Here is a 16,469-nt window from a genome sequence, read left to right as displayed (position 1 = left end):
CACGGTTGAGCGTGTTTACAACACCTGGCGCAGGAAGGCTTGCGCCCGCGGATCCTTCGGCGCGTCGAAGAACTGCCCGGGCGGTGAATCTTCCAGGAGCTTGCCGTGATCGAAGAACAGCACACGGTCGGCCACTTCGCGGGCGAAGCCCATTTCGTGAGTTACGCAGACCATGGTCATGCCCTCTTGGGCGAGGGTCTTCATCACGTCCAGCACCTCGCCGACCATTTCCGGGTCGAGCGCCGAGGTCGGCTCGTCGAACAGCATCACCTTGGGCTCCATCGCCAGGGCACGGGCAATCGCCACCCGCTGCTGCTGGCCACCGGACAGGCGCGACGGGAACTCGTTGGCCTTCTGCGAAATGCCAACCTTCTGCAACAACGCCAGGGCCTTGGCTTCACGCTCGGCCTTGCCGCGCTTGCGCACCACCTTCTGTGCCAGGCACAGGTTCTCCAGCACGGTCATGTGCGGGAACAGGTTGAAGTGCTGGAACACCATGCCGACTTCGCGGCGGTAGGCGTTGATGTCGGTTTTCGGGTCGGCCAGTTGCAGGCCGTCGATCGCGACATGGCCCTGGTCGAAGTGTTCCAGGCCGTTGAGGCAGCGCAGGAAGGTCGACTTGCCCGAACCGGACGGGCCGAGCACCACCACCACTTCGCCCTTGGCGACCTGGGTGGTGACGTTGTCGACCGCGCGTACCACCTGGCCACGGGTGTCGAAGACTTTCAGCAGGTCACGAACTTCAATCACTTTGCGCAAGCCTCCGCTCGAGCCGGCTGGCGATGTGCGACAGCGGCAGGTTGATCAGCAGGTACAGGCCTGCCACGCAGAACCAGATCTCGAAGGTCGAGAACGAAGTGGTGATGGCTTCGCGGCCGCTCTTGGTCAGCTCGGTGATGGCGATCACCGACACCAGCGAGGTGTCCTTGACCAGGCTGATGAACTGCCCGGCCAGCGGCGGCAGCACGCGCTTGAACGCCTGCGGCAGGATCACGTGGCGCATCGACTGGGCGCCGTTGAGGCCCAGCGAGCGTGCCGCCTCGTTCTGGCCCTTGGCGATCGACTGCACGCCGGCGCGGACGATCTCGGCCACATAGGCGCCAGTGAACAACGCCAGCGCCGCCACCCCGGCGAACTCGCGGCTCAGGTTGAGCACGGTGCCGATGAAGAAGTAAAAGATGAAGATCTGCACCAGCAACGGCGTGCCGCGCACCAGTTCGACGTAGACCGTGGACAGGTCACGCAGGGTCGGGTTGCTCGACAGCCGGCACAGCCCGGCAAACAGGCCGATCACCAGGCCCAGGGCGCCGGACACCACCGACAGCCACAGCGTGGTCCACAGGCCCCAGGCCAGGGGGCCCGCGGCCCAATGGCGGGTGACACCGATGGCATCGCCTTCGGCGACGTCGTCGCCACGGGCCAGCAGCATGCTGTCCTTGGCCACTTCGATCACCTGGGTATCGCCACTTTCATCCTTCAGGGTGACCCGGGCGTTGTCGCCGGACACCACGATTTCCTCGACCGTGCCTGGGTTGGCGGCACGCTGGGTTTCCTCGGCCTTGTAGGCGAAGTATTGCGGAACGCGGTTCCAGCGCCACTCATAGGAAATCATCGAGGTGGCCAGGTACAGGCTGAACGCCAGGCCCACCAGGACCAGCGCGGTCAGCCCATGCCAGGGCCACTGTGCTTTCTTGTGTTTGATCACGTGGGGTACTTCCGTAAATGCGAAACGCGCAAGGTGAGCTTGTGTGATGGCCAGTGAGGTTGCGTAAATTTCTTCGCGGGTAAACCCGCTCCCACAGGGCTTGGCGATGCCTGTGGGAGCGGGTTTACCCGCGAAGAGGCCGTCGAATGCAGCCGCTATCCTCGACCAACCACCCTCAGCGCCACCTGCGCGTCGGGGTCAAAGCCTGGGCTTGTGGCCTGGGCCTTATTCCATTTCCTTCAGCCAGTCCTTGTTCTTGAACCACTTGTCGTGGATACGATCGTAGGTCCCGTCATGCTTGATCTGGTGCAGGAAATTGTTGATGAAGTTGATGCTGTCGTAGTCGCCTTTCTTCAGGCCGAAGGCCAGCGGCTCGTAGGTGAAGGGCTCTTCGAGGAACAGCAGCTTGCCGGCGCCGGCCTTCTCCACCGCCACCACGTTGTACGGCGCGTCGTAGACGAAGGCGTCAGCCTTGCCGTTGACCACGTCCATCACTGCTTCCTGCTCGTTGTCGTAGCCGTGGTACTTGGCTTTGCCGATCAGCTTCTTGGAAACCATCTCGCCGGTGGTACCGAGCTTGGAGGTGATGCGGTACTTCTCGTTGTTCAGGTCTTTGTACGACTTGATCTCGCCCGCCAGTTCCTTGCGGATCAGCAGGGTCTGGCCGACCACGATGAAGGGTTCGCTGAAGTTCAGGCGCAGGTTGCGCTCTTGAGTGAGGGTCATGCCGCTGCCGATGAAGTCGAACTTGTCGGTGAGCAGGGCCGGGATGATGCCGTCATAGGCAGTGGAGACAGTCTCCAGCTTGACGCCCATGGACTTGGCCATGGCCTTGAGGATGTCGACTTCGAAGCCGATGATCTCGCCGCGCTTGTTGGTCATCTCGAACGGCATGTAGGTCGGGTCCATGCCGACCCGCAGGGTGCCGCGCTTGACCGCGTCGTCGATGGCGCCGGCCTGGGCGGCGGTTACCGCGATGAGGGCGGTTGCACCCACCAGCAGTCGCGACAGGTATTTCTTCATCATCACCAAGTCCCCTAGCAAGAAGTACGCAAATTTCTTTTTGTAGGCACGGCCTGACAGGCCGATGCGTAATGTCGCGTAGGATGCTAACGCATGCGCGGGCTGGGACCTAGCGCTCGGGGGGACTTTGTTGGCCAAAATCGGCCTGAAAAGCATCGCGGGGCAAGCCCGCTCCCACGCTGGCGTTAACCATTCGCGTGGGAGCGGGCTTGCCCCGCGATTTCAGTCGACCAGGCTTACGCCAGAGCTGGCTGTGCCTGGCTCTCCGGATGCAACGGCAGCAACGGCGAGTGCGGGTCGTTGTCGATCGACGCACGCCACACATCGATCCACGCCGCGTTGTGCTCGGCCCAGACCTGCCCGTGCAGGCGCGACAGCGCCACCGGGTCGCTCAGCAAGGCCAGGCGGGTGTTGCCGTCCAGGCCTTTGGGGCCCACTTCCAGCGCCTTGGCCACGCGCTCGTCACGCAGGGTTTCGATCGCTGCGGACTGACCATGGCGCGCAGTGGCCATGGCGCAGGCCAGGGCGTTCTGGCGCGGGTCGACCACGGCGCGGACGAAGCCGTCGTGCAGGGCGTGCCAGCGGTTCTCGTGGGTGTACTGGTCGGTGGCCAGCAGTTCCTGCGGCGTGGCGTACTCCTCGGGGATGAGGAACAGCTTCTCGTCCTTGGCCGCCAGGCCCAGGCGCGTGCGGCTGGAGATCACCGACACCGGGATCGACAGCAACAGCGAGCCAACGATAGGCGCCAGCCACCACAGGAAGCTTGGGTTCAGCCAGGCCACCAGGGCGGCCCAGGCAAAGCCCAGCAGGGTCTGCGGGCCGTGGCGACGCACCGCTTCGCTCCACGGCGTGGAGTCGTCGTCACGCTGCGGCGAGTTCCAGGTCGCGGCCCAGCCGAGGAACGCGGCCAGTACGAAACGGGTGTGGAAGATCATCCGCACCGGCGCCAGCAGCATGGAGAACAGCATCTCCATCAGCATCGACAGGGTGACCTTGATGCGCCCGCCAAACTCGGTGGCGCCCTTGGCCCAGATCAGGATGACGCTGAGCAGCTTGGGCAGGAATAGCAGCACGATGGTGGTGGAGAACAGCGCGATGGCTTTCTCCGGGTGCCACTGCGGCCACAACGGGTAGAGCTGGAACGGCTCGATGAAGTACTGCGGCTCCATCAGGGTGTTGGTCGCCAGCAGCGCGGTCGACAGCACCAGGAACAGGAACCACAGCGGCGCCGACAGGTACGACATCACCCCGGTGAGGAACACCGCACGGTGCACCGGGTGCATGCCTTTGACCAGGAACAGGCGGAAGTTCATCAGGTTGCCGTGGCACCAGCGGCGGTCACGCTTGAGCTCGTCGAGCAGGTTCGGCGGCAGCTCTTCGTAACTGCCCGGCAGGTCGTAGGCGATCCACACGCCCCAGCCGGCACGGCGCATCAGCGCGGCTTCGACGAAGTCGTGGGAGAGGATGGCCCCTGCGAACGCGCCCTTGCCGGGCAACGGCGCCAGGGCGCAGTGCTCGATGAACGGCTTCATGCGGATGATCGCGTTATGGCCCCAGTAGTGCGACTCGCCCAGCTGCCAGAAGTGCAGGCCGGCGGTGAACAGCGGGCCATACACGCGGGTGGCGAACTGCTGCATGCGCGCATACAGGGTGTCCATGCCCGAGGCTTTCGGCCCGGTCTGGATGATGCCCGCGTCCGGGTTGGCCTCCATCAGGCGCACCAGGCTGCTCAGGCACTCGCCGCTCATGACGCTGTCGGCGTCGAGCACGACCATGTACTTGTACTCGCCACCCCAGCGACGGCAGAAGTCGTCGAGGTTGCCGCTCTTGCGCTTCACGCGGCGACGGCGGCGGCGGTAGAAGATGCGGCCGAAGCCCTTGGCCTCACGGCACACGTCCAGCCAGGCCTGCTGTTCGGCCACGGCGATGTCGGTGTCGTTGGTGTCGCTGAGCACGAAGAAGTCGAAGCGGTCGAGGTTGCCGCTGGCAGCCACCGACTCGAAGGTGGCGCGCAGGCCGGCAAACACCCGTGGCACGTCTTCGTTGCAGATCGGCATCACCAGCGCGGTGCGCGCCTCGGCGGGGATCGGCTCGTTGCCGGCACTGCTGCCGGAAATGCGGTACTTGTCACGCCCGGTGAGCAGCTCGAGGAAGCCCATCAAGGCGGTCCAGAAGCCCGCCGACACCCAACAGAACAGGATGCCGAAGAGGATCAGGATGGAGGTCTGCAGCGCGTACGGCCACACCTGTACCACGGTGTCCCACAGCGGCTGGTGCAGCACTTCCTCGAGGTCGACGAACGACCAGCCCTGGTACGGCAGGATGCCCTTCATGTACCAGCCGGCGACGATGGTCTGGCCGATCATCAGGGTCAGCAGGATATAGCGGCGGATCGAGCCGACCGTGCGCCAGCGCGCCGGCGGCAGTTCGCGCTTGGGCGGCTGCGGGGCGTTGGTGCGGCCGGTCATGCGCCGCCACATGCGGATCAGCACGTTGGTGCGCCATGGCTCGGGTACGACCTTGGTGCGCTTGATCGGCGGCGCGATCTTCAGGCACAGCCGCCCGCTGCCGTCGACGCCGAGCATCTCGGCCTCTTCCAGCTCGGCGGCGCTGCCGACGGTAAGACGGGAGCCCACCGAGGCCTGCACGGCCTCGGCGGTGCCGGCGGCCGGGTTGGCCGCCAGACGTTGGTGCAGCTCGTTGAACGAGGTGCAGCTGGCGAGTTCCGCGCGCTGCTCGTCGCTCAGGGGGAGATGGGCCAGGTATTCGCCAAGCGATTCCGGCCTTGCGCTTGAGTTACTCATCGGCAGGCAACTGATAGCTCCAGGTCTCGGTCAGCACTTTTTCGGTGGTGGCCGGGGTACCGGTGGTGGATGCCGCGTCGGCGGCGGGTTGCTCGGCCTTGGCTTTCTCGGCCTTGGCCTGGGCGTGCTTGGCCGCAGCCTTGTCCTGCTTGGTTTCCTTGGCGGGCTTCGGTTGTTCGACCGGAACGTCACGCAGCAGCGCGGCGCGCATCTCGGTGGACTTCTTCGGATCCTGCACCTTCAGGCGCAGGGTGAGACGCCAGCCTTTGGTCTCGGGGTTGTAACGCAGGTTGTTCTCGACCACTTCGGCGTTGTCGCCGACGCTGACCTGGCTGCGCACGGCGGTGTCTGCCGGCAGTGCCGCCAGGTTCGGGCCGACGAAATCGACCAGCAGGGCGACGCTGCCGTCGGTCTGGCGGATCAGGTTGGACTGCTTGACGTCACCGGCGGAACGCAGGGTCTGCTTGACCCAGCCCAGTTCCTGGGAGTGCAGCTGGTCTTCCTTGATGGTCCAGCGCAGGCGGTAGTCGTATTCGAACGGCTTGCCTGGCTCAGGCAGGGTTTCGGGGCTCCAGAACGCAACGATGTTGTCGTTGGTTTCGTCGGCGGTCGGGATCTCGACCAGGTCGACGGTGCCTTTGCCCCAGTCGCCTTTCGGCTCGATCCAGGCGCTCGGGCGCTTCTCGTATTCGTCGTCGAGGTCTTCGTAGTCGCTGAAGTCGCGCTGGCGCTGCAGCAGGCCGAAACCACGCGGGTTCTCGACGCTGAAGTTGCTCACGGCCAGATGTTTCGGGTTGTTCAGCGGGCGCCACAGCCACTCGCCGTTGCCGGCATGAATCGCCAGGCCTTCGGAGTCGTGCAGGGCCGGGCGGTAGTTCATGATCTTCGACGGCTGGTTGGGGCCGAACAGGTACATGCTGGTCAGCGGGGCAACGCCCAGGCGGCTGACGTGGTCACGCAGGTAGACGCGCGATTTGACGTCGACCACGGTGTCTTCACCCGGACGCAGGGTGAGCTTGTAGGCACCGGTGGAGCGCGGCGAGTCGAGCAGTGCGTAGATCACCAGGTGCTTGTCGGTCGGCTTCGGCTTCTCGATCCAGAACTCGGTGAAGCGCGGGAATTCTTCGCCCGACGGCAGCGCGGTGTCGATGGCCAGGCCACGGGCCGACAGGCCATAGCGGTGGCCCTTGCCGACCACGCGGAAATAGCTGGCGCCCAGCAGGGTCATGATCTCGTCCTGCTTGTCGGCCTTGTTGATCGGGTAGAGCACCCGGAAGCCGGCGTAGCCGAGGTTCTTGGTGGCGTCGGGGTCATGCGGCACGTCACCGAACTCGAAGCGGCTCGGGTCGTACTTGATCTCTTCGACTTTCTTGGCGCTGATCTGGTTGATCTTGACCGGCGTGTCGAAATGCATGCCCTGGTGGTAGAACGAGAGCTTGAACGGCGTCTTGTCCTTGGCCCACTCGGCCTTTTCCTGCAGGAAGCGGATCTTCTGGTAGTCGGCGTACTTCATGTCGCGGAACACCGGCGGCAGGTTGCTCTTCGGTGCTTCGTACTTCTGGCCGGCCAGATCCTTTGCCTTGGCTGCAACATCATCCAGATTGAATGCCCACAACTGGCCCGCGCTCATCAGGCCGACCAGCGCGACGCCGGCGAGCATCGCCTTGCGCAGCCGTGTGCTGGGGATTCTTGGTGCAAAACTGGGGCTAACAATCACGAGCAATCCTCGCCGAAAACAGATCATGAAACCAACGGCCAGCGACCAATGCCGGGTTGGCGAGCACTGTTCGGACCCCGTGAGGGCGTAATGATTCCCCAAACGGATCCAGACAATACTCGGGTCAAAGTGAAACGAACCTGCGAACGCAGGTTCAAGCAGCGCGCGATTATCCAGCAGGTCGCGTTACAACGCATCAGGCTGGAGTAACTATTTATCGTACAAAACCCCTTGTTTTCATACAAACAAGGGGTTTTTTGACCTCATATTTGTAACATAAATGTTACCGGGCCATCATTGACCAGATGCACCTGCATGTCTGCACCGAAGCGACCGCTCGCCACCTCGGGGTGCTGGCGCTGTGCCTGCTGCAAAAGATAGTCGAAAAGCTCGGCGCCGAGGGCCGGCGGCGCGGCCGTCGAAAAGCTTGGGCGCATGCCATTGCGGGTGTCGGCGGCCAGGGTGAACTGCGACACCAGCAGCAAACCGCCGCCGACATCCTTGAGCGAGCGGTTCATCTTGCCCTGCTCGTCACTGAATACCCGATAGTTAAGCAGCTTGTGCAACAGCTTGTCGGCGTGCTCGGGCGAATCTTCAGGCTCGACCGCGACCAATGCCAGCAGGCCTTGGTCGATGGCGCCGACGATCTCCCCGGCCACTTCGACCCGGGCACCGCGCACGCGCTGGATCAGGCCCTTCATGCCTCTTCCAAAGGCAGGTCGAGCAGGCGCCGGGCCATCTGGTCGGCGGCACGCACCAGGGCGTCGGTGATGCCTGGCTCGGAGGCGGCGTGGCCGGCATCGCGAATCACCTTGAGCTCGCTGTTAGGCCAGGCCTGGTGCAGCTCCCAGGCGTTGTCCAGCGGGCAGATCACATCGTAGCGACCATGCACGATCACCGCCGGCAGGTGGGCGATCTTCGGGATGTCGCGGATCAGCTGGTTTTCTTCGAGGAAGGCGTTGTTGGTGAAATAGTGGCATTCGATACGCGCGATCGACAGCGCGCGTTGCGGCTCGGAGAAACGGTCGACCACCAGCGGGTTCGGGCGCAGCGTCGCGGTGCGGCCTTCCCAGGTCGACCAGGCCTTGGCGGCGTGCATCTGGGCGATCTGGTCGTTGCCGGTGAGGCGCTTGTGGAAAGCCGTGACCAGGTCGCCGCGCTCTTCCGGCGGGATCGGCGCGATGTAGTCCTGCCAGTAGTCGGGGAACAGGCGGCTGGCGCCTTCCTGGTAGAACCAGCTGATTTCCTGCGGGCGGCACAGGAAGATGCCCCGCAGGATCAGGCCATGGACGCGCTCGGGGTGGGTCTGGGCGTAGGCCAGGGCCAGGGTCGAGCCCCAGGAGCCGCCGAACAGCACCCACTTGTCGATCCCCAAGTGCTCGCGGATACGCTCGAGGTCTTCGACCAGGTGCCAGGTGGTGTTGTTCTCCAGGCTCGCATGGGGCGTGGAGCGGCCACAGCCGCGCTGATCGAAGGTGATGATGCGGTACAGGTTGGGGTCGAAGTAGCAGCGGCTCTGGGCATCGCAACCGGCGCCCGGGCCGCCGTGGATGAACACCACCGGCAGACCTTCCGGCGAGCCGCTTTCATCGACATACAGCACATGCGGCGCTTCCACGGCCAGATCGTGCCGGGCGTAGGGTTTGATCTGCGGGTAGAGGGTCTGCATTGCGCACTCCGTGTGAGGAATTATTCTGCCGTTGGGCATCATAAACCTGAATTGCGCGCAGAGCATGTGTCCGTGTGAAACGTCGGGGTTTTGGGGTTGTTGGGGATGGGGGAATGGTGGGGCGTGATGCTTTGGAGGGCATGGTTTTGGATTGCGTCAGGGCTGGCAGGTGTTCGACAAGGGATCTTCAGCGCCCTCGAGATCGAGCGCCGCCCGCGCGGCGCTTCGCGGGTAAACCCGCTCCCACATCTGTTTCGGGCCAATTATGCCTGTGAGGGTACCGCTGCCCGCCTTGGTGCATGCCTCAAGTCAGGTGAGACGCCAGTGGCGCCCACCTCACTACCGCGTCGTGCCCACAGGGCGGACCAGGTAATGGCCCAGGAGAGACTGGCCCGAAACAAACTGTGGGAGCGGGTTTACCCGCGAAGCGCCGCGCGGGCGGCGCTCGATCTCATAGGCGCTGCAAGGCTTGCGGCGAACACCTGCCAGCCCTGACGCGATAAAACGCCCTACCCTCGCGAACCACCTTGGTACCGCTCCTCACCCCACGCCAGCACCGTCTCCAACAGGCGCTTGAGCACCACCTGCGTCGGCTGCGCCAGATCTTCGCGATAGCCGAACGGTTCCACCTCATTCATATAGGTGCACTGCCCCAGCTCCAGCTGCACCGCATGGATATGGTTGGCCGGATCACCGTAATGGCGAGTGATATGCCCACCCTTGAAGCGGCCATTGAGCACATGGCTGTAGGCCGGGAACTCGGCACAAACACCCTGCAGCCGCTCAGCCAATACCGGATCGCAACTGGCGCCATTGAAGGTCCCCAGGTTGAAGTCCGGCAACTTGCCGTCAAACAGATGCGGGATCACCGACCGGATCGAGTGCGCATCCCACAACAACGCATAACCAAACTCTTCACGCATCCGCGCCAGCTCGCGTCGAATCGTGTCGTGGTACGGCCGCCAGATCTGCTCCAGGTACACGCCCCGCTGCTCAGGACTGGGCGCCTGGCCTTCCTTGAACAACGGCTCCCCCTCGAACAGCGTCGCCGGATACAACCCGGTAGTGGCGCCGGCGTACAACGGCTTGTCGTCATCCGGCCGGTTCAGGTCGATGACGAACCGCGAATACTCCGCTGCCACCACGCTGCCCCCCAACTCGCGGGCAAAGTCGTACAACTGCGGAATATGCCAATCGGTGTCGGGCAGGCTGCGCGCCGCGTCGACCAGGCCATCGCGCACCGCGTCGGTCAGGCCAAGCCCGGCATGGGGCATGCTGATCAACAGCGGCAGGCGGCCCTGATGGAAACTCAATACCTTGTCCATGTCGCCTCGCTCAGTGGTTTATCTCGTGACCCAGGCGCACCACGCGCTTGGGCAGGTCGCCGCCGAGCCAGTAGCTGAGGTCGGCGGGGCGCTCGATCTGCCAGGCGACGAAGTCGGCCACCTTGCCGGCTTCCAGCGAGCCATGGCTGTCGCCCAGGCCCAGTGCCGTGGCGGCATGCACGGTGACGCCGGCCAGCGCCTCTTCCGGGGTCATGCGGAAACAGGTGCAACCCATGTTCAGCATCAGGCGCAGTGACAGCCCCGGCGATGTGCCTGGGTTGAGGTCGCTGGCCAGGGCGATCTTCACCCCATGGCGGCGCAGGGCCTCCATGGGTGGCAGCTGGGTTTCACGCAGGAAGTAGAAGGCCCCCGGCAGCAGCACGGCAACGGTGCCGGCCTCGGCCATGGCGATGGCGTCTTCCTCGGTCATGAACTCCAGGTGGTCGGCCGACAGCGCCTGGTAACGCGCCGCCAGGCTCGAGCCATGCAGTGACGACAGCTGCTCGGCATGCAGCTTGACCGGCAGCCCTAGCTCTCGCGCCTTGATGAACAGGCGTTCGACCTGGGCCGGGGAGAACGCCAGGTGTTCGCAGAACGCATCCACCGCATCCACCAGGCCCTCAGCCGCCAGCGCCGGGAGCATTTCGTCGCAGATGTGGGCGATGTAGTCGTCCGCCCTGCCCGCGTACTCCGGCGGTAGCGCATGGGCCGCCAGGCAGGTGCTGCGCACGGTCAGTGGCAGCGCTTCGCCCAGGCGCCGGGCCACGCGCAGCATCTTGCGCTCGTTGGCCAGGTCCAGGCCGTAGCCGGATTTGATCTCGAGGGTGGTGACGCCATCGCGCATGAGCGCCAGCACCCGCTGCCGGCCACTGGCGAACAGTTCGTCCTCGCTGGCCGCGCGGGTAGCCCGCACGGTGCTGGCGATGCCGCCGCCCTGGGCGGCGATCTCGGCGTAGCTGACGCCCTGCAGGCGCTGCTCGAACTCACCGCTGCGGTTGCCACCGAATACCGCGTGGCTGTGGCAGTCGATCAAGCCGGGGGTGACCCAGGCATAGCCCAGGTCCACCGTACGCTCGGCCGCAACCGGCGGCAGTTCACCCCGTGGGCCGATCCATTCGATCAACCCGTCGCGGGTGACGATGGCCGCGTCCTCGATGATCGAGTAACGGCCCTCGGCCATGGTTGCTGCATGGCAGTGCTGCCAGAGGGTTCTCATTTGCAATCTCCTGAACTAGCGGTGCAGCTCGGCCGCTGCCTGGGCCGACCCGCCCTGCCCTGCGCGCGGCTTGCACCACAGCAGGTAGGAGGCGACCAGGAACACCACCCAGATCACGCCGACGATCAATGCCGCCTGGGTATCCGGGAAGTAACCGAGCACACCGAAGATGAACACCATGAAGGCAATGGCCAGGGCCGGGCCATAGGGCCAGAACGGTACCGGGAATTTCAGTTGTGCCACCTGCTCACGGCTCATGCTGCGACGCATGGCCACCTGGGTGACCAGGATCATCAGCCAGACCCACACGGTAGCGAAGGTGGCGATGGAAGCGATCAGCAGGAACACGTTTTCCGGGATCAGGTAGTTGAGCAGCACGCCGATCAGCAGCGCCCCGCCCATGACGACCACGGTCATCCACGGCACGCCGTGCTTGGACAGCTTGCCGAAGCCACGCGGCGCCTGGCCGTGCTGGGACAGGCCGTACATCATGCGGCCAGCGCCGAAGATGTCGCTGTTGATCGCCGAAATGGCAGCCGAAATCACCACTACGTTGAGCACCGCTGCCGCCGAGCCGATCCCCAGGTTGCTGAAGATCTGCACGAACGGGCTGCCTTGGCTGCCGATCTGCGGCCAGGGGTACAGGCACATCAGCACGAACAGGGTCAGCACGTAGAACAGCAGGATGCGCAGCGGCACGGCGTTGATCGCCTTGGGGATGACGCGTTGCGGGTCTTTCGCCTCACCGGCGGTAACGCCGATGATCTCGATGCCGCCGAAGGCGAACATCACCACGGCGAACGAGGCGATCAGGCCGCTGACGCCATTGGGCATGAAGCCGCCATGCTCGAACAGGTTGCTCACGCCGACCGCGTGGCCGCTGCCCACCTGGCTGAAACCGAAGGCCATGATCCCAAGGCCTGCGAGGATCATCGCGACGATGGCGCCGACCTTGAGCAGCGACAGCCAGAACTCCATCTCGCCGAACACCTTGACGTTGCACAGGTTCAGGCCGCCGATCAGGAACACGATGCCCAGCACCCAGATCCAGCGGGCGACTTCGGGGAACCAGAAGCCCATGTAGATACCGAAGGCGGTCACGTCGGCGATGGCGACGATGACCATCTCGAAGGCGTAGGTCCAACCGAGGATGAAGCCGGCCATGGGACCGAGGTAGGTACTGGCGTAGTGGCCGAAGGAGCCGGCCACCGGGTTGTGCACGGCCATCTCGCCGAGGGCGCGCATGACCATGAAGACGGCGGCGCCACCGATCAGGTAGGCCAGCAGCACGGCGGGCCCGGCCATCTGGATGGCCGAGGCGGAACCGTAGAAAAGCCCGGTACCGATTGCCGAACCGAGCGCCATGAAACGGATATGCCGGGCAGATAGCCCGCGGGTGAGGCCTTGAGCTTGTTGCATGTCACGTCCCTATATTGTTCTTGTGGTCGTGATGTCTGGATGGGGTCTGCTGCGCAACCCTTCGCGGGTAAACCCGCTCCCACAGAGGTTGCGCTGAACCTGTGGGAGCGGGTTTACCCGCGAAGGGGCCGCAAAGCGGCCCCCGAAGGCATTACAGGCTTGGCAGGACGCCCGCCGGCAGCAGGCCGGTCAAGGTGCCTTGGGCCAGCAGCGCGGCGGCTGCCTCGATGTCCGGCGAGAAGAAGCGGTCGCGGTCATAGTGCGGCACTTCACGGCGCAGGGCATGACGCGCCTGCTCCAGCTTGGCGGAGGTCTTCAGCCCCTTGCGCAGGTCCAGGCCCTGGCAAGCGCCCAGCCATTCGATGGCCAGCACGCCGCGGGTGTTCTCGGCCATTTCCCACAGGCGCTTGCCGGCAGCCGGCGCCATAGACACGTGGTCTTCCTGGTTGGCCGAGGTTGGCAGGCTGTCAACGCTGTGCGGGTGCGACAGCGCCTTGTTCTCGCTGGCCAGCGCGGCGGCGGTGACTTGGGCGATCATGAAGCCGGAGTTGACCCCACCGTTTTCCACCAGGAATGGCGGCAGCTGGGACATGTGCTTGTCCATCATCAACGAGATGCGGCGTTCGCTCAGCGAACCGATCTCGGCGATGGCCAGGGCCAGGTTGTCGGCGGCCATGGCCACTGGCTCCGCGTGGAAGTTGCCACCGGAGATCACGTCGCCTTCGGCGGCGAATACCAGCGGGTTGTCCGACACGGCGTTGGCTTCGATGCCCAGCACTTCGGCGGCCTGGCGGATCTGGGTCAGGCAAGCGCCCATGACCTGTGGCTGGCAGCGCAGGGAGTACGGGTCCTGGACTTTGTCGCAGTTCTTGTGCGACAGCGACACTTCACTGGAATCGCCCAGCAGGTCGCGGAAGCAGGCGGCGGTGTCGATCTGGCCACGCTGGCCACGCACTTCATGGATACGGGCGTCGAACGGCGAACGCGAACCCAGTGCCGCCTCAACGCTCAGGCCACCACAGGCGATGGCCGCGGCGTACAGGTCTTCGGCCTGGAACAGGCCGCGCAGGGCGTAGGCGGTGGAAGCCTGGGTGCCGTTGAGCAGGGCCAGGCCCTCTTTCGCAGCCAGGGTCAGCGGCTCCAGGCCGGCAACGGCCAGGGCCTCGGTAGCGTTCAGCCACTGGCCCTTGTAGCGGGCCTTGCCTTCGCCCAGCAGCACCAGCGACATGTGCGCCAGCGGGGCAAGGTCGCCGGAGGCGCCGACCGAACCTTTGAGCGGGATGTGTGGGTAGACTTCGGCGTTGACCAGGGCGATCAGGGCATCGATGACTTTGCGGCGGATGCCGGAGAAACCACGGCTGAGGCTGTTGATCTTCAGCACCATGATCAGGCGCACCAGGTCGTCGTCCAGCGGCGCGCCGATACCGGCGGCGTGGGACAGCACCAGCGAGCGCTGCAGGTTTTCCAGGTCATGGCTGGCGATGCGGGTCGAGGCCAGCAGGCCGAAACCGGTGTTGATGCCGTAGGCGGTGCGGTCTTCGGCAATGATCTGCTCGACGCAGGCGACGCTGGCGTCGATGGCCGGGGCGGCGCTGGCATCCAGTTGCAGGCGCACGGGCGCTGCATGGATGGCGCGCAGCTGGGCCAGGGTCAGGGTGCCAGGCTTGAGGGTCAGTTCGGTCACTTCGCTACTCCAATCGCTTGTGGCCGCAGGCCCTGTGTTCAGGGTGCCCGCAGGCCACTTCTTGTTGTTCAGTATCACCCTTGTGGGGTGCGATCCAAAGCGCGGCAATCAGCCGGTGATCATTGGCAGGTCGAGGCCCTGCTCCTTGGCGCAGTCGATGGCGATCTGGTAACCGGCATCGGCGTGGCGCATCACGCCGGTGCCCGGGTCGTTGGTCAGTACGCGGGCGATCCGCTCGGCCGCCTCGTCGGTACCGTCACAGACGATGACCATGCCCGAGTGCTGGGAGAAGCCCATGCCCACGCCACCGCCGTGGTGCAGCGAAACCCAGGTGGCGCCGCCTGCGGTGTTGAGCAGGGCGTTGAGCAGTGGCCAGTCGGAGACTGCATCGGAGCCGTCGCGCATGGCTTCGGTTTCACGGTTGGGGCTGGATACCGAGCCCGAATCCAGGTGGTCGCGGCCGATGACGACCGGCGCCGACAGCTCGCCGCTGCGGACCATTTCGTTGAAGGCCAGGCCCAGCTTGGCGCGCAGGCCCAGGCCAACCCAGCAGATACGGGCCGGCAGGCCCTGGAAGCTGATGCGCTCGCGGGCCATGTCCAGCCAGCGGTGCAGGTGGGCGTCGTCCGGGATCAGTTCCTTGACCTTGGCGTCGGTCTTGTAGATGTCCTCGGCGTCACCGGACAGCGCAGCCCAACGGAACGGGCCGACACCGCGGCAGAACAGCGGGCGGATATAGGCCGGAACGAAGCCTGGGAAGTCGAAGGCGTTGGCTACGCCTTCTTCCTTGGCCATCTGGCGGATGTTGTTGCCGTAGTCGAAGGTCGGGATGCCCTGCTTCTGGAAGTCGAGCATGGCTTGCACGTGCACGGCCATCGATTGCTTGGCGGCCTTGACCACGCCAGCCGGGTCGGTCACCGCGCGGTCGCGGTACTGTTCCCAGGTCCAGCCAGCCGGCAGGTAGCCGTTGAGCGGGTCGTGGGCGCTGGTCTGGTCGGTGACCATGTCCGGGCGCACGCCACGCTTGACCAGCTCCGGCAGGATTTCGGCGGCGTTGCCGTGCAGGGCGATGGAGATGGCCTTGCCTTCGGCGGTGTACTTGGCGATGCGGGCCAGGGCGTCGTCGAGGTCAGTGGCCTGTTCATCGACGTAGCGGGTTTCCAGGCGGAAATCGATGCGGCTCTGCTGGCATTCGATGTTCAACGAGCAGGCTCCGGCCAGGGTGGCGGCCAGTGGCTGGGCACCGCCCATGCCGCCCAGGCCGGCAGTCAGTACCCACTTGCCTTTCAGGCTGCCATTGTAGTGCTGGCGGCCGGCTTCGACGAAGGTTTCGTAGGTGCCCTGGACGATGCCCTGGCTGCCGATGTAGATCCAGCTGCCGGCGGTCATCTGGCCGTACATGGCCAGGCCCTTGGCATCCAGCTCGTTGAAGTGTTCCCAGTTGGCCCAGTGCGGTACCAGGTTGGAGTTGGCGATCAGCACGCGCGGGGCGTTGCTGTGGGTCTTGAACACACCGACCGGCTTGCCCGACTGCACCAGCAGGGTTTCGTCGTCTTCCAGGCGGGTCAGGGTCTCGACGATCTTGTCGTAGCACTCCCAGTTACGCGCGGCACGGCCGATGCCGCCGTACACCACCAGTTCCTTGGGGTTTTCGGCGACCTGCGGGTCGAGGTTGTTCATCAGCATGCGCAGCGGCGCTTCGGTCAGCCAGCTCTTGGCGGTCAGCTTGTTGCCACGCGGGGCACGGATTTCAACGTCACGGTATTTGTTGTTGTCAGTCACGGGGATGTCCTCTGCGGTCATGCGACGGCATGTGTGTGTGTCGTGGTGCTATACAAACACATCTTTACTTGTATGTACAAGCATGGACAACCAAAAAAACCGGACCGCTCCTCCGAAATGCATCG

The 16,469-nt window shown here is 64.7% G+C and carries 12 protein-coding genes; all 12 read right to left on the bottom strand.

Translation table 11 applies throughout. The annotated features are described in order from the left end of the window. Positions 1–15: 15 nt before the first annotated feature. Positions 16–750: an amino acid ABC transporter ATP-binding protein gene (locus tag DM373_RS13920; protein WP_110994184.1), complete on the bottom strand. Its 735-nt coding sequence runs from the start codon at positions 748–750 to the stop codon at positions 16–18. Then, on the bottom strand, positions 743–1,705 hold the full coding sequence (locus DM373_RS13915) for an amino acid ABC transporter permease (RefSeq protein ID WP_110994121.1): 963 nt from the start codon (positions 1,703–1,705) through the stop codon (positions 743–745). Before DM373_RS13915 ends, DM373_RS13920 begins: the two co-directional genes overlap by 8 nt. 225 nt (positions 1,706–1,930) lie before the next feature. Next, positions 1,931–2,728, bottom strand: a complete 798-nt coding sequence (locus tag DM373_RS13910; RefSeq protein WP_167409836.1) for a transporter substrate-binding domain-containing protein — start codon at positions 2,726–2,728, stop codon at positions 1,931–1,933. Positions 2,729–2,964: 236 nt separating this feature from the next. Further along, on the bottom strand, positions 2,965–5,532 hold the full coding sequence (gene mdoH, locus DM373_RS13905; RefSeq protein ID WP_110994119.1) for a glucans biosynthesis glucosyltransferase MdoH: 2,568 nt from the start codon (positions 5,530–5,532) through the stop codon (positions 2,965–2,967). Then, positions 5,525–7,192, bottom strand: coding sequence for a glucan biosynthesis protein G (locus tag DM373_RS13900; protein ID WP_110994118.1), 1,668 nt, complete (start codon positions 7,190–7,192; stop codon positions 5,525–5,527). The genes mdoH and DM373_RS13900 overlap by 8 nt, the downstream gene beginning before the upstream one ends. 320 nt (positions 7,193–7,512) lie before the next feature. Continuing rightward, a complete protein-coding gene (dtd, locus tag DM373_RS13895) occupies positions 7,513–7,950 on the bottom strand; it encodes a D-aminoacyl-tRNA deacylase (RefSeq protein ID WP_110994117.1) in 438 nt (145 codons plus the stop codon). Continuing rightward, positions 7,947–8,918, bottom strand: coding sequence for a prolyl aminopeptidase (gene pip, locus DM373_RS13890; protein WP_110994116.1), 972 nt, complete (start codon positions 8,916–8,918; stop codon positions 7,947–7,949). The genes dtd and pip overlap by 4 nt, the downstream gene beginning before the upstream one ends. Positions 8,919–9,427: 509 nt before the next feature. Then, positions 9,428–10,243, bottom strand: coding sequence for an N-formylglutamate deformylase (hutG, locus tag DM373_RS13880; RefSeq protein ID WP_110994115.1), 816 nt, complete (start codon positions 10,241–10,243; stop codon positions 9,428–9,430). A 10-nt stretch (positions 10,244–10,253) separates the two neighbouring features. After that, the gene (gene hutI, locus DM373_RS13875; RefSeq protein WP_110994114.1) at positions 10,254–11,459 is read right to left on the bottom strand and encodes an imidazolonepropionase; all 1,206 of its coding nucleotides are present in this window, start codon (positions 11,457–11,459) and stop codon (positions 10,254–10,256) included. A 15-nt stretch (positions 11,460–11,474) separates the two neighbouring features. Further along, the gene (locus DM373_RS13870; RefSeq protein WP_110994113.1) at positions 11,475–12,878 is read right to left on the bottom strand and encodes an amino acid permease; all 1,404 of its coding nucleotides are present in this window, start codon (positions 12,876–12,878) and stop codon (positions 11,475–11,477) included. Positions 12,879–13,029: 151 nt separating this feature from the next. Further along, a complete protein-coding gene (gene hutH / locus DM373_RS13865; RefSeq protein ID WP_110994112.1) occupies positions 13,030–14,562 on the bottom strand; it encodes a histidine ammonia-lyase in 1,533 nt (510 codons plus the stop codon). Positions 14,563–14,670: 108 nt separating this feature from the next. After that, positions 14,671–16,365, bottom strand: a complete 1,695-nt coding sequence (hutU, locus tag DM373_RS13860; RefSeq protein ID WP_390965750.1) for a urocanate hydratase — start codon at positions 16,363–16,365, stop codon at positions 14,671–14,673. Between the last annotated feature and the right edge of the window lie 104 nt (positions 16,366–16,469).

The organism is Pseudomonas sichuanensis, from assembly GCF_003231305.1.
Lineage (GTDB): Bacteria > Pseudomonadota > Gammaproteobacteria > Pseudomonadales > Pseudomonadaceae > Aquipseudomonas > Aquipseudomonas sichuanensis.
The sequence above is the reverse complement of the archived record's forward strand: the minus strand, read 5'-3'. Positions and strand labels throughout refer to the sequence as shown.

Bases quoted from the DNA above. Each gene is read 5' to 3' on its own strand.
- hutG (WP_110994115.1), bottom strand. From the start codon at position 10,243: ATGGACAAGGTATTGAGTTTCCATCAGGGCCGCCTGCCGCTGTTGATC.
- DM373_RS13870 (WP_110994113.1), bottom strand. From the start codon at position 12,878: ATGCAACAAGCTCAAGGCCTCACCCGCGGGCTATCTGCCCGGCATATC.
- mdoH (WP_110994119.1), bottom strand. From the start codon at position 5,532: ATGAGTAACTCAAGCGCAAGGCCGGAATCGCTTGGCGAATACCTGGCC.
- DM373_RS13900 (WP_110994118.1), bottom strand. From the start codon at position 7,192: ATGCTCGCCGGCGTCGCGCTGGTCGGCCTGATGAGCGCGGGCCAGTTG.
- hutU (WP_390965750.1), bottom strand. From the start codon at position 16,365: ATGACCGCAGAGGACATCCCCGTGACTGACAACAACAAATACCGTGAC.
- hutI (WP_110994114.1), bottom strand. From the start codon at position 11,459: ATGAGAACCCTCTGGCAGCACTGCCATGCAGCAACCATGGCCGAGGGC.
- dtd (WP_110994117.1), bottom strand. From the start codon at position 7,950: ATGAAGGGCCTGATCCAGCGCGTGCGCGGTGCCCGGGTCGAAGTGGCC.
- pip (WP_110994116.1), bottom strand. From the start codon at position 8,918: ATGCAGACCCTCTACCCGCAGATCAAACCCTACGCCCGGCACGATCTG.
- DM373_RS13910 (WP_167409836.1), bottom strand. From the start codon at position 2,728: ATGAAGAAATACCTGTCGCGACTGCTGGTGGGTGCAACCGCCCTCATC.